13 protein-coding genes and 1 pseudogene are annotated in these 14,038 nt (G+C 70.0%); 6 read left to right on the top strand and 8 right to left on the bottom strand.

All coding sequences use genetic code 11. The annotated features are described in order from the left end of the window. The first annotated feature begins 143 nt into the window (after positions 1-143). Positions 144-1,820, top strand: coding sequence for an acyl-CoA dehydrogenase family protein (locus AC07EQ_RS09325; RefSeq protein WP_478387523.1), 1,677 nt, complete (start codon positions 144-146; stop codon positions 1,818-1,820). Here AC07EQ_RS09325 and AC07EQ_RS09320 read toward each other — a convergent pair. The 4 genes and pseudogenes from AC07EQ_RS09320 to AC07EQ_RS09305 all read right to left on the bottom strand — a co-directional run. Beyond that, positions 1,811-3,754, bottom strand: a complete 1,944-nt coding sequence (locus AC07EQ_RS09320; RefSeq protein WP_478387522.1) for a P-loop NTPase fold protein — start codon at positions 3,752-3,754, stop codon at positions 1,811-1,813. The two genes, AC07EQ_RS09325 and AC07EQ_RS09320, sit on opposite strands and share 10 nt — an antisense overlap. A gap of 69 nt (positions 3,755-3,823) precedes the next feature. Next, positions 3,824-4,357: a GNAT family N-acetyltransferase gene (locus tag AC07EQ_RS09315; protein ID WP_478387521.1), complete on the bottom strand. Its 534-nt coding sequence runs from the start codon at positions 4,355-4,357 to the stop codon at positions 3,824-3,826. Continuing rightward, the gene (locus tag AC07EQ_RS09310; protein ID WP_478387520.1) at positions 4,354-4,821 is read right to left on the bottom strand and encodes a GNAT family N-acetyltransferase; all 468 of its coding nucleotides are present in this window, start codon (positions 4,819-4,821) and stop codon (positions 4,354-4,356) included. Before AC07EQ_RS09310 ends, AC07EQ_RS09315 begins: the two co-directional genes overlap by 4 nt. Positions 4,822-4,916: 95 nt before the next feature. Continuing rightward, positions 4,917-5,129, bottom strand: a pseudogene (locus AC07EQ_RS09305) (transposase); the annotation flags it as partial. Positions 5,130-5,480: 351 nt separating this feature from the next. Here AC07EQ_RS09305 and AC07EQ_RS09300 point away from each other — a divergent pair. Then, complete coding sequence (locus AC07EQ_RS09300) at positions 5,481-5,735, top strand: zinc ribbon domain-containing protein (protein WP_478387732.1); 255 nt, start codon at positions 5,481-5,483, stop codon at positions 5,733-5,735. Positions 5,736-5,805: 70 nt separating this feature from the next. Here the strand turns inward: AC07EQ_RS09300 and AC07EQ_RS09295 are convergent, their stop codons facing one another. Continuing rightward, the gene (locus AC07EQ_RS09295; RefSeq protein WP_478387731.1) at positions 5,806-6,297 is read right to left on the bottom strand and encodes a GNAT family N-acetyltransferase; all 492 of its coding nucleotides are present in this window, start codon (positions 6,295-6,297) and stop codon (positions 5,806-5,808) included. Between the two features lie 124 nt (positions 6,298-6,421). On the opposite strand from AC07EQ_RS09295, the gene AC07EQ_RS09290 reads away from it, so the two are divergent. Next, entirely contained in the window at positions 6,422-7,186 is a 765-nt protein-coding gene (locus AC07EQ_RS09290; protein ID WP_478387519.1) for an SDR family NAD(P)-dependent oxidoreductase, read from the top strand. 49 nt (positions 7,187-7,235) lie between these two features. Here the strand turns inward: AC07EQ_RS09290 and AC07EQ_RS09285 are convergent, their stop codons facing one another. Then, positions 7,236-8,636: an Nramp family divalent metal transporter gene (locus AC07EQ_RS09285; protein WP_478387518.1), complete on the bottom strand. Its 1,401-nt coding sequence runs from the start codon at positions 8,634-8,636 to the stop codon at positions 7,236-7,238. Between the two features lie 169 nt (positions 8,637-8,805). Here AC07EQ_RS09285 and AC07EQ_RS09280 point away from each other — a divergent pair, with 169 nt between their 5' ends. Both AC07EQ_RS09280 and AC07EQ_RS09275 read left to right on the top strand, forming a co-directional pair. After that, positions 8,806-9,243, top strand: coding sequence for a DUF4383 domain-containing protein (locus tag AC07EQ_RS09280; protein ID WP_478387517.1), 438 nt, complete (start codon positions 8,806-8,808; stop codon positions 9,241-9,243). 239 nt (positions 9,244-9,482) lie between these two features. Continuing rightward, positions 9,483-11,846, top strand: a complete 2,364-nt coding sequence (locus tag AC07EQ_RS09275; RefSeq protein ID WP_478387516.1) for a xanthine dehydrogenase family protein molybdopterin-binding subunit — start codon at positions 9,483-9,485, stop codon at positions 11,844-11,846. Between the two features lie 115 nt (positions 11,847-11,961). On the opposite strand, the gene AC07EQ_RS09270 is transcribed toward AC07EQ_RS09275, so the two are convergent. After that, on the bottom strand, positions 11,962-12,438 hold the full coding sequence (locus AC07EQ_RS09270) for a hypothetical protein (RefSeq protein ID WP_478387515.1): 477 nt from the start codon (positions 12,436-12,438) through the stop codon (positions 11,962-11,964). Between the two features lie 36 nt (positions 12,439-12,474). Beyond that, positions 12,475-13,002, bottom strand: a complete 528-nt coding sequence (locus tag AC07EQ_RS09265; protein ID WP_478387514.1) for a CGNR zinc finger domain-containing protein — start codon at positions 13,000-13,002, stop codon at positions 12,475-12,477. A gap of 78 nt (positions 13,003-13,080) precedes the next feature. On the opposite strand from AC07EQ_RS09265, the gene AC07EQ_RS09260 reads away from it, so the two are divergent. Then, the gene (locus AC07EQ_RS09260; protein WP_478387513.1) at positions 13,081-13,899 is read left to right on the top strand and encodes an alpha/beta fold hydrolase; all 819 of its coding nucleotides are present in this window, start codon (positions 13,081-13,083) and stop codon (positions 13,897-13,899) included. Positions 13,900-14,038 lie beyond the last annotated feature (139 nt).

The following is a 14,038-nucleotide window of genomic DNA, read 5'->3' as shown; positions in this document are numbered from 1 at the left end:
CGCCGGGATTCCTGCTCCCACGGTAGAGGCCGAGCCGACCCGGCGCGCTTCCGCATCGCGGAACGCATTGAGTCGCCGGGAGTCTCAGCGCGGCGTCGATTCCGTATTGGACAGCCCCGCGACCCGGTGGAAACGTGCTGGGCATGAACTTCGCCGACCTCGATCCCGCCCTGCGCCCGCTGCTGGCCCGCTACGTCGACCAGATGGACCGCGTCGAGCCACTCCTGCGCGACGTCGGCGAGGTTGCCGCCGGCGAGCTGGACCGGCTGGCCGCGGTCGCCGAGGTCAACCCGCCGCGGCTGCGCCAGTACGACGCCGCGGGCGACCGCGTCGACGAGGTCGTCTACCACCCGGCGTACGCCGAGATGTCGCGGCTGGCGTTCGAGCGGTTCGGCTTCGCCGCGATGTCGCACCGCCCGGGCGTGCACGGCTGGGCGACCAAGATCCCGCACGTGGTCAAGTACGCCCTGTCGTACGTGTTCGTGCAGTCCGAGTTCGGGCTGTTCTGCCCGGTTTCGATGACCGACTCGGCGGCCCGGGTGCTGCGCAGGTTCGGCGACGCGGAGGTCTTCGAGCGCGAGATCGACGGGCTGAGCTCGCCCCGGTTCGACTCGCTGCTGACCGGCGCGATGTTCATGACCGAGAAGCAGGGCGGCAGCGACGTCGGCCAGACCGCGACGGAGGCCACCCCGAACGGGTCGCACTGGACGCTGCGCGGCCAGAAGTGGTTCGCCTCCAACGTGAACGCGGACGTGATCCTGACGCTGGCCCGGGTTCCCGGCGGGCCGGCGGGCACCAAGGGGCTCGGGTTGTTCATGGTCCCGAGGCTGCGGCCGGACGGCAGCCGGAACACCTACCGGATCGACCGGCTCAAGGACAAGCTCGGCACCCGCTCGATGGCCAGCGGCGAGGTGACGCTGGAGGACTGCTACGCGCTGCCGGTCGGCGATCTCTCGCGCGGCTTCGTGCAGATGGCGGAGATGGTCAACGTGTCGCGGCTGTCCAACGCGATGCGCGCGGTGGCGCTGATGCGGCGCGCGCTGCACGAGTCGATCGTCCACACGCGACAGCGGGTGGCGTTCGGCAAGCCGCTGTTCGACCAGCCGCTGATGCGGCGAACGCTGCTGCCGATGATGCTGCACACCGAGGCGGGCCTCGGTTTCGTGATGGAGGCGGCGGCGACGCTGGACCGGGCGGACGCGGGGAACCCCGAGGCGAGCCGGCTGATCCGGGTGCTGACGCCGCTGGGCAAGCACCACCTGTGCAAGCTGGCGCGCGAGGTGACCGGTGAGGCGATGGAGATCCGGGGCGGCAACGGCTACATCGAGGACTGGGTCAACCCGCGCCTGCTGCGAGACGCGCACCTGGGCTCGATCTGGGAAGGCTCCAGCAACGTGATCGCGCTGGACGTCCTGCGCTGCATCCGCAAGGACAACGCCCACGAGCTCCTGGCGGACACGGCCCAGCAGCGCCTGGACCGGATCGTGGACGCGGACGTCAAAGCAGCGGCCGAGCAACTCCTCACCGAGGTGGAGGGGCTGCGAACCCTGGGCAAGTCCCTGCTGTCGGAATCCGACGAGTACGCCCAGGCGATGTGCGGCGACTTCACGACCCTGGCGGCGTGCACGACGATGGCGTCCCTGCTGTTCGAGCAGGCGGACCACGAAGCCAGGAGCGGCCGAGGGTACCGGAAGTTGTTGGTGGCGAAGACATATCTCCACCACGCGATGCGCGGCACGGACCCGGTGCCGGAGGCCCTGCGCTGGCTCCCGGAACTCGCCGACGGAGGCGACGTCCCGGCCGAAGCGGCTCAGTCCTGAGCGGTGTCGCGGTCGGCCACGACACGCTCGATCCAGGACATGAGCTCGCGGGGATCGGCGGTGACGCCCAGCGCTCCGAGCTCCTCGGCGCGCTTGACGCGGGACGGGGTGACCCTGCTGGTGTAGAAGATGACGGGGCCGTCGTAGATCCCGTCGGATCGCAGCGCGGCGAGGTCGTCCAGTCCCGCGTTCGGGTCGCCGTCGCGGGTGATGTCGGAGATGAACAGGTCGGGTTCGAGCCGGCGGAAGGTGTCCTTCAAGGATTCCGGGTCGTTCGTCCGGAGGACCCGGATGCCTCGGCGGTCCGCGTCGGCGATCAGGTCGAGCTTCGCGTCGCCCAGCAGGTCGGGTTTGAAGGAGTCATCGATCCACAGCACTCGGAGACCGGGGGAGGCGTCGGTCTCTTCCGGTGCGGGGACTCGCAAGAGGTCGATGCCCTGGCCGAGCAGTTCGTGCAGGCTTCGCGGGTCGTGGTGGTGCCGCAGTTCGTCCACCGAGCGCCACAGGTCGTGCCGCGAAGCCCAGGACTCCGGCGAGCTGAGGGCATCGAGCCTTTCCGCCGGCCGGTTCAGCAGGAATTCCTGCGGGAACTCGTCGTCGGTGAGCAGGCTGGGCAACGAGAAGCTGCCGCGGCGACCGTGCTGCAGGTACCTCTGCAGTTCGTCGAAGTCCGCCTCCTGGGCGAGCTCGCCGATCAGCGACGCGAAGTCCGGGTTCGCCGCCAGTTCGGGGAAGAAGACGGGCAGTTCCTGCTCGACCCGGTCCAATGAGGACAGAAGCACGTCGTGGTCCGCGCCGGCGGGTGGCGGCGCCACCTGGTGGTTGGTGAAGAACTCGTCGTCACCTGGGTGGTTGCCCGCCTTGCAGTGCTCGCGAACCGAGGTGTAGGCCAGGAATTCCGAAACGATGTCCCGGTCATCGGTGCTCGTCAGGCTCCGGTAGAACTCGGGGTAGAAGTGCTGCAGCAGGATGATGCGGACCAGCGCGGACGCGCCGAAGCGCTGCCAGTCCCGGTTCAGGTGGTATTCGAGGACGAAGCTGTTGATCAGCCGTTTGATCCGGCGCGGATTCCGCCTGGTGCGCTGGGCGATCAGCGCGGTCACGCCGTCGCCGAACAGCTCCCTCGTGCCGGACCGGCCGGCGAAGCCGTCGATGAGCCGCCGCACGCTCTCCTGGTCGGGTGCGGGTGTGCGGTAGTAGACCTGCACGATCTTCTCCAGATGTTCCAGCGCGCGCCCAGCCGAGCCGCCGGATTCCTGTACGTTGCGGGCCAGCACCGCTTGGTCGCAGCCGATGACGAACACCAGTCCCGGCACGTCCAGGTACAGCTTGATCGCCTCGCACACCGCCAGCACCACGTCGCCGGAGCAGCGGTCGAGGTCGTCGATGAACACCACGAGCTGACGGCCGTCCGAGCCGCCGCCGTCGGCCCAGTCCTTGGCCATGTCGTGCACGACGTCGCGGATTTCGTTGCGCGACTTGGCATCGACCGACAGCTGCCGCCACAGCTCGTCCACCATCCGGTGCACCCCGAAGAACTTGAGCACGACCTTGAGCAGCAGCCGGACCACCCGCACGGCCCGGCGCCGCTTCGCCAGCCGGTGGTAGGCCCGCCGCACGATGTTGCGGTCGAAGGTCAGCAGCACCGACTTGATCAGCACTTCCAGCGCGTCGGCGCCGGAGGTCCAGGCGTTGAACCAGGCGGTCGGGGTGCCCCGCTCCTCCAACCGCGCCAGCATCAGCCGCATCAGGCTGCTCTTGCCCATGCCCCACCCGGCGTCGATGGCGACCGTGAACGGGGTGGAGACGTGGGAGTCGGAGATGAGGTCGACCAGCGCGCGTGCCGTGGCCGCGGCGTCGAGCAGGTCGTCCTCCCCGGTTTCCACCGGTTGGTCGTTGAGCACCACGAACCGCGTGGTCACCGCCTCGGTCAAAGCCACCTCCGGTTCCGCGGGACGCCGAGGAGTATCGCAGCACGTCGGCGCGCGGATGCGGGAAACGATCTAGGTCGTCCGGTCGAGGGTCAGGCGCCAGGTGAGTTCTCCGTCGTGCCACTGGTCCGTTGGCCGCAGGCCCGCCGCCGTTGCCACCGCCGCCGATGCGTGGTGGTCCGGGTGGATGTGGGCGAGGACCGCGCGCACCGGTTTCCGGCGGAGCCAGCCCACCAGGCCTCGTGCCGCTTCCGTCGCGATGCCCCGCTGCTGCCAGTCCGCGCCCACGATCCAGGCGATCTCGGCGATCGGTCCCGGGTGGGCGGGGCTCAGCGTCGCCTGCACCGTGCCGACGAGGCTCGCCTCGCCGGACAGCCGGATCACCCAGTTGCACCAGGACACCTCGGGATCCGGCGGGCCGGCGAGCATCCGCTCGTAGCGGGTCCGCAGTTCATCCGGTGTGAGCGGGGCGCCGCCGATGAAGGCGTACAGCTCCGGGTCTCCCAGCACGCTCGACATCTCCGCGGCGTGGTCGATGCGCAGCGGCATCAGGTCGAGCCGCTCGGTCCGGATCACCTGCGGACTGATGCCGCCCGCCGAGCTCATCGCAGGCTCTTGCGGAAGTGGATCAGCTCGTAGTGCCCCGCCGGGCTCCGGTGGGTCTCCGCGTAGCCCATGCGCCGGTAGAGCCGCAGGTTCGAGGTGCTGTGCTCGCCGGTGAACAGCTCGATCGCCTCGACCTGCGCCGGGAGGTTCCGCTCGACGTGCAGCAGCATGCCGGTGCCGAGGCCGCGGCCCTGCCGGTCGGGCGCGACCATCAGCCGACCCAGCTCCGCCGTCGCCCCGTTGAGCTCCACGCGAACCGACGCGACCAGCCGTCCCGCCTCGCGGCAGCCCCACGCCAGGCACGACGGCCGGGCGAGGTCGGCGCGCACGTCGTCGAGGGTCTGCATCAGCGGCGGCATCCGGACGTCGTCGTGGGCCTGCGCCTCGGTCACGTACGCCGCGCGTTGCAGCGTCAGGACTTCGCCGGCGTCCGCGGCCGTCAGGCGCTCCACTTGCCCGCTCACCCGGAGGAGCGTAGCGCGGATGCCCCGTCCTTCAGGGTGGGAGGAAGCGCATCAACTTCACGCCTTGCGTGCCCAGCGGTGGCCTGCATGACCGGTCATGCTTGGCGTTCGATGTACTGGCGCACCGCGCTGGGGCTGCTCCACCGACTGATCTGGCGAAGTAGGACCTGGACCACAGCCGTACGCCGTTCCAGTAGGCGAATCGCAGGTCTTCGAACTCTTGCGTAGCAGGCGGGGAACACGCCTTTGAGGGAGTTGATCAGCTTTGAGACCGCGATCTTGGGCGGGAAGTTGACCAGTAGGTGTACGTGGTTGGCTTCGTCCTTGAACTACGGTGATCTTCATGGGGGCGGACACGCAGGCGAAAGACGCCGGGCATGCTCGGTACACCTATCGTGTGCGTGTCCGCCGCGCCGCCCGCCGCGCTCTTGTCTCGGAATGGGATCGGTGTCGGTGGGTCTGGAACCAGTGCGTAGCCGAGTCCCGGCGCGCGCACCAAGCGAGCGAGAAGTGTGGTCCGGGATACCTGGACAAGTTGCTGACCTGCTGGCGAGGCGAGCACGAGTGGCTACGGCAAGGTGGGTCGGTACCGCAGCAGCAGATCATTGTCCCGTAAAGCCGCTGATGCCGCGATAGCGGCCACGAAGAACGAACTACTGATGATGGGGCGCAAGCACGGCCGCGTGGTGGTGCTCGTGGACCCGAAACACACGACGATGGACTGCGGTCGGTGCGGAGCAAGAACCAAGCACGCGCTCCCGCTGTCGGAACGTACCTACACCTGCATGGCGTGCGGACACGTCTGTCCGAGAGACAAGAACTCCGCGCACGTGATGCTGGTCCGGGCTGGGCTGTACCCGGCTGGTGCTGAGAGCGCAAGACCTGACCGCCCGAAGGGCGATCAGGCAGCTTGAACCAGGAATCCCCACTAGTGCCTGAAGACGAGGGACGAAGAATCTCCCCCCGCCTTCACGCGGGGAGCAGTCAAGACAGCTTCTTCTCGAACCAGTGCTCGGCGTACGGGCCGTTGTTGTAGGCCGGGATCTCGTCGAAGCCGTTCTTGGCGTAGAGGTTGCGGGCCTCCACGAGATCGTTGCGGGTGTCCAGGCGGATCGAGCGGAACCCCAGCTCCTTCGCGTGTTGTTCGACGGCGGCCAGCAGCCCGGTGCCGACGCCGAGGCCGCGGGCCTGCGGCCGGACGTACATCCGCTTGAGCTCCGCGATGCCGGGTTCCATCGGGCGGATCCCGACGCAGCCGAACGGTTCCGCGCCGCGAGCCACCAGGAACACGCCTTCCGGCGGGTGCAGGCCGTCGTTGGGATCTTCCGCGATCGCCTCGTCGACCTCGACCGCGGTGGCGGGGCGCCCGTAGTAGCGGCTGGCGATCTCGTCGATGTACTCGCGCAGCAGCTCGACGACCACGGGTTCGTCCACGCCGACCGGCTCGACGGTCCAGTGCTGGTTCACGTCATGCATTCTCACCGGCCTGTCCACCGGATATAGGCCGGGCCTTCGGTTCCGTTCGCGAACCGGACTTTGACCGGCGTCGAGGGGCGTGCTTTGAATGGGCCGAGCACACCGGTGTGGAAAGGATCTGCGCATGCGCCTGGAAGGTATTTCGGCGGCGGTGACCGGCGGGGCGTCCGGTCTCGGCCTTGCCACCACCCAGAAGCTGGTCAAGGCGGGGGCCAAGGTCACCATCATCGACCTGCCGACGTCGCAGGGCGCGGAGGTCGCCAAGGAACTCGGCGACGCCGTGCGCTTCGCGGCCGCCGACATCACCGACGAGCAGCAGTTCGCCGCCGCACTCGATGTCGCGGACGAGGTCGGGCCGCTGCGCGCGCTGGTGCACTGCGCCGGGCGCGGGGCCCGCATCCGGCTGGTGGAGAAGGACGGCCAGCCCGGCGCGCTGGAGCCCTTCGAGGACGTCATCCAGCTGAACCTGGTCGGCTCCTACAACGCGCTGCGGCTCGGCGCGGCGCGGATGGCGAAGCACGACGCCGTCGACGACGAGCGCGGTGCGATCGTGCTGACCGCGTCGGTGGCGGCGTTCGACGGGCAGATCGGGCAGATCGCCTACACCGCGTCGAAGGCGGCGATCGTCGGCATGACGCTGTGCTCGGCGCGCGACCTGGCGAGCAAGGCGATCCGGGTGTGCACCATCGCGCCGGGCATCATGGACACCCCGCTGCTGGGGCGGCTGCGCGAGGACGTGCGCCAGTCCCTGGAGGCCTCGGTGCCGAACCCGAAGCGCCTGGGCGAGCCCGCCGAGTTCGGCGCGCTGGCCTGCCACATCGTGGAGAACCCGTACCTCAACGGCGAGACGATCCGCCTGGACGGCGCCATCCGCATGGCCCCCCGCTGATCCGCGACATGCTGAAGAGCACCTCCCGGGAGGTGCTCTTCAGCATTCGTCAGTCGAAGGAGACGCCGAAGACGCTGAGGAGGCTGTAGACGCCCAGCAGGCTGATCGCGATGCTGCTGATCACCAGGAGGGCGTTGAAGGCCTTCGAGCCGTGCAGGCGCTTGTCGACCTGGGTGTTGCGCAGGTACCAGGTCGCGGCCACCACCGCCGGCAGGAAGATGCCGGTCATGATGCCGCCGATCTGCACCATCACCACCGGCGAGTTGACGAACAGGTAGGCCGTGCCCCACAGGATCGGCAGCGCCACCGTGAACCCGCGGATCCACTTCTGCCGGGAGCGGGCGTTCTGCCAGTCCATCACGCCCAGCTCCGCCAGGACGTTGACGTACATCCGCGACCAGCTCGGGATCGAGGCCCACAGGGTGGACCCGAGCACCGCGACCGCGCCGACGAGGAACGCCACGGCCGCCCACTCGCCGATGACGTCGGTGTACATCTGCGACAGCGTCGTGATCATCTCGTTGCCCTTGAGCACCAGGCCCTGCGGGTTGAGCACCGCTGCGCCCATCACGTAGAACGCCAGGGTGCTGAAGGTGTAGATGACCCAGGACAGGAAGACGTCCTTGTACATCACCTTGATCCAGCCCTGGGCGCGGTTCTGCCACGCCTCGCTGCCGTCGTTCGGGCCGACCCAGCGCGCGTAGCCCTTCTCCACGCACCAGTAGGTGTAGAAGGTGATCTCGTCCGCGCCGACGCCGGTGATGCCGAACATCGCCACCGCGGCGCCGATGGCTCCGGCCGGGATGGTGAAGGTGAGGCCGCTGAGCAGGTCGCCGCCGCTGTAGCCGAACGGCGTGAACGGCAGGCCGAGCGCGATCACCACGGTGGCCACCGAGAACACCGCCACCAGCGCGAAGGCGCCGCGTTCGATCAGGTTGTAGTTGCTGGAGTACAGCAGCGCGATGCTGCCGGCGACGATGATGATCGTCCACACCGTGAGCGAGGTGGAGCCGAGCGGTTCGCCGCCGATCGGGATCAGCATGCTCATCGCGACCGCGGTGCCGCCGACGATGCCGCCGACCTGCAGCAGCTTCGACAGCGCCATGAGCATCCACAGCAGGTTGATCCAGCCGACCCGGCCGATCCTCGGCGGCACCTGGTTGAACCCGGTGAGCGCGGGCTTGCCGGTGATGATCGTCCAGCGGGCGAGCTCGGCCTGCACCGCCACCTTGACGGCGGTGGACAGGATCACCATCCACAGCAGGGCGAAACCTACTTCCGCGCCGAGCGCGGTGGTGGCGATGAGCTCGCCGGAACCGACGATCGAGGCGCTGACGATCAGGCCGGGGCCGAGGTATCGGAGGCTGGACTTCCAGCCCTTGGGGGGTTCCTTGATGCCGTCCGCGGTGAGAACGTACGGATCGTCGCTGCTCGCGACCGATGTTCCCATCGGGCACTCCCTTGTGCTCGGAATTTCACATTTGTGAAGCTGAATTTGTGAATGTGAAAACTACAGTTGCGAACGGGGTCGGTCAACGGACTGGGAAGCACGGTTCGCCGCAGGTTTTCGATCGCCGCGCGACGGGCATTCGGGAGGCGAGCGCGTCCGGAGGTGCTCGATGGTTTCCCGTTCGCGATGGCAGCGCCCGGAGGTGCGCTGGCAGTTGCTGCTGGGCGCGGAAGGCCTGTTCCTGATCCTGCTCGGTGCGCTGGGACTGGCCGGCGGGCAGGCGGAAGACGTTGCGGTGCTGGTGGTCTTCCAGCTCAACACCGCGCACAGCGTCCTGCTGCTGATCGCCGGCGTGCTGGCGCTGGTCGCCGCGCCGTGGCGGCGCGGGGTGGCGCTGTTCGCGGCGGTGCAGATGGTCGGCGGCGTGATGCTGTTCGTCTACGGCACCGCGGAAAGCACTGTCGGGGAAGGAAGAACGCCGTTCCTGTTGCATCCGGCCGAGAACTTCCTGCACGCGGGCCTGGCCGTGCTCGGCTTCATCATCCTGTGCGGAGTGGAGTCGACACCGCGCCCGGCCCGGCCGCCGCGCATGGTCCCCAGGCATTGAAGCGGAACGGCTGCGCCCGGGATGCCGCCCGATCGCCGGTCAGGGCTCGTGAGTACTTTGGATCGCTATGGCGGACCAAACCGCTCACGAGGCCTCACCAGGCCGAACGACCGGCCCGGTCGGTTCCGGAGCCCCGGTCCCGGGCGGAGCGGGAATTTCCGGCGGGTGTTCGGCGTTGGGCCCCGACCGCAACCGGATTTCCGGTGCTTACCGGCGACGGGACGGATAGGGTTTCGAACATGGTGGGTTCATTGCTGGGGACCGAAGTCCAACGGGTCGAGGACCCGGAACTGCTCCGCGGTCGGGGCACCTACGTCGGCAACCTCGAACTGACGGGCATGCTGCACCTCGGGTTCGTCCGCTCGCCGCTCGCGCACGCACGGCTGGGCAATGTGGACGTCACCGCGGCCGCCGCCGCGCCGGGCGTCGTCGCGGCGTTCACGGCGGCCGACCTGGACGTGCCGATTCCGCCGCCGTTCATCGAGCTCAACGCGCAGTGCGCGCGGCCGTCGCTGGCCACCGACCGGGTCCGCTTCGTCGGCGAGGCCGTCGCCGTGGTCGTCGGTGAGAGCGCCGCGGCGGTCGCCGACGCGATCGAGCTGGTCGACGTCGACTACGACCCGCTGCCCGCCGTCGCCGACCCGGAGCAGGCCCTGGACCCCGAGGCGGAGCAGCAGTTCCCGGAGCTGGGTTCGAACGTGGCCGCCGGATATCGCGACGCGGTCGGGGCGGACGCGCTGGCCGAGGCGGACGTCGTGGTCCGGGCCCGCATCGAGAACCAGCGCGTCGCGGTGGTTCCGTTGGAGGGCAACGCGATCGCGGTGCAGCCGGGCGGCCCGGACGAGGAGTACGACGCCACGGTGCACGTCTCGACGCAGATGCCGCACGGCCTGCGGGACGGGGTGGCCAAGGCGTTCGGCTGGGAGCCGGAGCGGGTGCGGGTGATCTCCCCGCACGTCGGCGGCGGGTTCGGCGGCAAGGCCGGGGTGATCCCCGAGCACGCGGTGGCGGTCGCGGTCGCCAACCGACTGGGGCGGCCGGTCCGGTGGATCGAGACGCGTTCGGAGAACATGCAGGCGATGCCGCACGGCCGGGCGCAGGTGCAGTTCGCGGAGCTGGGCCTCAAGCGCGACGGCACCATCGTCGGGCTGCGCTGCCGCGTGATCGGCGACTCCGGTGCCTACGCGGGCTGGGGTGGCATCCTGGCCATGGGCTCGACGCGCATGATGGCGCAGGGCGTCTACCAGATCCCGAAGATCAGCTACGACGCCGTCGCCGCGATGACCAACACCACGCCGACCGGCGCGTTCCGCGGCGCGGGGCGGCCGGAGGCCGCGGCGATGCTGGAGCGGATGATGGACCTGGCCGCGGCCGAGCTGGACGTGGACCCGGTCGCGTTGCGGCGCAAGAACTTCCTCGTGCCGGAGTCCTTCCCGTACAAGACGGTGGTCGGCGCCAACTACGACAGCGGCGACTACGCGCTGCCCTTCGACGAGGCCCTGCGGCTGGCCGACTACGACGCGCTGCGCGCCGAGCAGGCCCGGCGCGTCGCGGCCGGCGAGAAGGTGCTGCTGGGCATCGGCGTGGCCGCGTACGTGGAGATCACCGGCGGCGGCTCGGGCGAGTACGCCGAGGTCGAGGTGCACGAGAACGGCGCCCGGATCAAGGTCGGCACGTCCGCGCACGGGCAGGGGCACGCGACCTCGTTCGCCATGATCGTCTCCGACGCGCTGGGCATCCCGATGGAGTCGATCGAGTTCGTGCAGTCCGACACGGCGCAGGTGCCGCGCGGCGGCGGCACGGGCGGGTCCCGGTCGCTGCAGATCGCGGGCAGCGCGGTGCAGGACGCCGGCACCACCGTGCTGCAGAAGGCCAAGGAGCTCGCGGCGTCCCGGCTGGAGGCGTCCGTCGACGACATCCAGGTGACCGACGGCGGCGAGCTCGGCGTGGCCGGGGTGCCGAGCGCGACGATCGCGTGGGCGGAGCTCGCCCGCGCTGCCGCCGACGACGGCGACCGGCTGGCCGCGAACGTCGACTTCGCACCCGGCGGTGCGACGTTCCCGTTCGGCGCGCACGTGTCGGTGGTCGAGGTGGACACCGAGACCGGGTTCGTCCGGCCGCTGCGGCACGTCGCGGTGGACGACTGCGGCCGGGTGCTCAACCCGATGATCGTGCGCGGTCAGCAGCACGGCGGCGCGGCGCAGGGCATCGCGCAGGCGCTGTGGGAGCAGGTGACCTTCGACGCCGAGGGCAACCCGGAGACCGGCACCCTCGCCGACTACACGATCCCGTCGGCGGCGGACCTGCCGTCCTTCGAGGTGTCGAACACCGAGACCCCGAGCCCGCACAACCCGTTGGGCGCCAAGGGAATCGGCGAGTCCGCCACCATCGGCTCGACCCCGGCGGTGCAGAACGCCGTGGTGGACGCGCTCAAGCACCTCGGGGTCCGGCACATCGACATGCCGACCACCCCGGAGCGGGTGTGGCGGGCGATCGAGGCCGGCGCGTCCGCGACGCACTGGCAGGAGCCGCCGGCGGCGTTCGAGGCGCTGCCGCTGCGTCCGGACGACGCCCCGGACGACGCCGACGAGGCCGTCGCCTGATCAGGTTCGAGTCTCACGCGAAGGGCGTCCCCCACCGAGCAGCGGGTGACGCCCTTCGTCGTCGTCCGGGGTCGTGAGTGGCTATGCCGGTAAGAACCGGAGCGAGCGTTCGGGGTCAGGCGCGGCGGGCGCCCGGCGGCCAGATGACGGTGACCGGGAGCCCGCGGTCGCGGGCGGCCGCGACGATGTCGGCGGTGCCGCCGGGTCCGGCGGGCGGGCGGCCGTCCCAGACCGCGATCAGGTGGTTCGCCGTGTCGAGCATGCGCAGGCCGGCCGCCAGGTAGGCCTGCGGCTCCGCGGCGACGTAGTCGAGCTCGACGGTCTCGGACGCCGCCGCGCGGAGCGCGTCGAAGGTCGCGAGGTGCGATTCGGGAAGTGAGTCGCGGTATTCGCTGGCCGGGAGGATCACGGCGAGCCGGCCGCCGTGGTCGAGCACGAGCCGCGCGAAGATGCTGTCCGCGCCGTCGGCGAGGCAGGTGAGCCCGACGAGTTCGGCGGCCTGGTAGCCGCCGATCTCCGCGCGCAGCACGTCGGCCACCATTCGGGCGGTTTCCGCGGACAAGCCCCGGTGCCCGGTGATCGCAACCCGCATCGAACGTCCTCTTCCTCGTGGTGAACGCCGGTCGGATCAGGCCTTGCGGCGCGTTCGGTAGGCGCGCATCTTGTGGCGTGCTCCGCAGATGTCCATGCTGCACCAGATGCTGTTGTTGCCCGGTGACCTGTCGTAGTACAGCCAGCGGCAGTCGTCGGCCCGGCAGACCTTGAGCCGGCCCTGCCTGCCGGCCAGCCCGTCGACCACCAGGGTCGCGATGAGCCGGCCGACGAGCCGCTCGACGGCGGACCCGTGCGCGGTCGGGATCACCACCTGGCCGTCCTGCCACCGAGGTGCCTCGAGCAGGCGGCTCGCGTGGTCGTTCAGCTCCGCGGAGCCGGTCCCGGCGAGATGATCGCGGATCGCCTCCCGGGCCCGCACCAGTTCCTGACGCCCGGGTTCGTCCAGCTCGTCGGCAGCCTGGGGCCAGTCGTGCGCGCGCAGCCAGGCCTGGGCGCCTGCCATGTCCGCGAAGGCGTCCTCGTCGTGCAGGAAGCGCGCGGAGTTGCCGAACGCTTCGACTGCTTCCAGCTCGCCCGGTGCGGCCGGTCGGTCGTATGCCACGACATCAGATTACCGGTATGGCGAATCTGATGGTAACGTTACCGGCATAGGCTTTGAGCTAGTAACGAGGAGGCCGGGATGAACTGGGAGCTGCCGGAGCGGCACGAGTCGCCGCACGGAACGGTGCGCTGGGCGAGCCTGGGGCAGGGCGATCCGGTGGTGCTGATGCACGGGACGCCGTTCTCCTCGTACGTCTGGCGCGATGTAGCCGGGGCGCTCAGCGCCCGGCACCAGGTGTTCGTCTGGGACATGCCGGGCTACGGGCAGTCCGAGAAGCGCGACGGCCAGAACGTCTCGCTGGCCGCCCAGCAGGAGGTGTTCACGGGCCTGCTGCGGCACTGGGGCCTGCGTGCCCCATCGGTGATCGCCCACGACTTCGGCGGCGCGGTGGCGCTGCGGACGGCACTGCTGGACGGTGTCCAATATGGACGGCTGGCGCTGATCGACGCGGTGAGCGTGCGCCCGTGGGGTTCGGAGTTCTTCCGCCTGGTGCACGACGACCACGAGGTCTTCGAGGCGCTGCCGCCGAACCTGCACGAGGCGCTGGTCCGCCGCTACATCACGACGGCGGCGCACCGCGAGCTGCGCGGCGAGGTGCTCGACGCGCTGGTCGCGCCCTGGCTCGGCGAGGCGGGCCGGCCGGCGTTCTACCGGCAGATCGCCCAGGCCGACGAACGTTTCACCCGCGAGGTCGAGGACCGCTACGGGGAACTCGACTGCCCGGTCCTGATCGCCTGGGGCGACCAGGACGCGTGGCTGCCGCCGGAGCGCGCGAAGGACCTGGCGAAGCGGATCCCGCACGCCGAGCTGGCCTGGATCGGCGAGGCCGGTCACCTGGTGCAGGAGGACAACCCGGCGAAGGTGACCGCGCTCGTCACCGGCTTCCTCGCCCGGTGAGCGCAAGGCGCCCCGCGGCTTGCGTGCGTGAAGGAGGGTTTCGAGGAGCTGCGGCCGGACCGGGGGCGGGGGGGGGGGGGGGGGGGGGGGGGAAGGCCCAAGAACCCACTACCACCCGCTTCAAGGGAGCCCCTAGGTG

Source organism: Saccharopolyspora sp. NPDC045839, from assembly GCF_056431645.1.
This window is presented reverse-complemented; position numbering and strand designations above follow the sequence as displayed.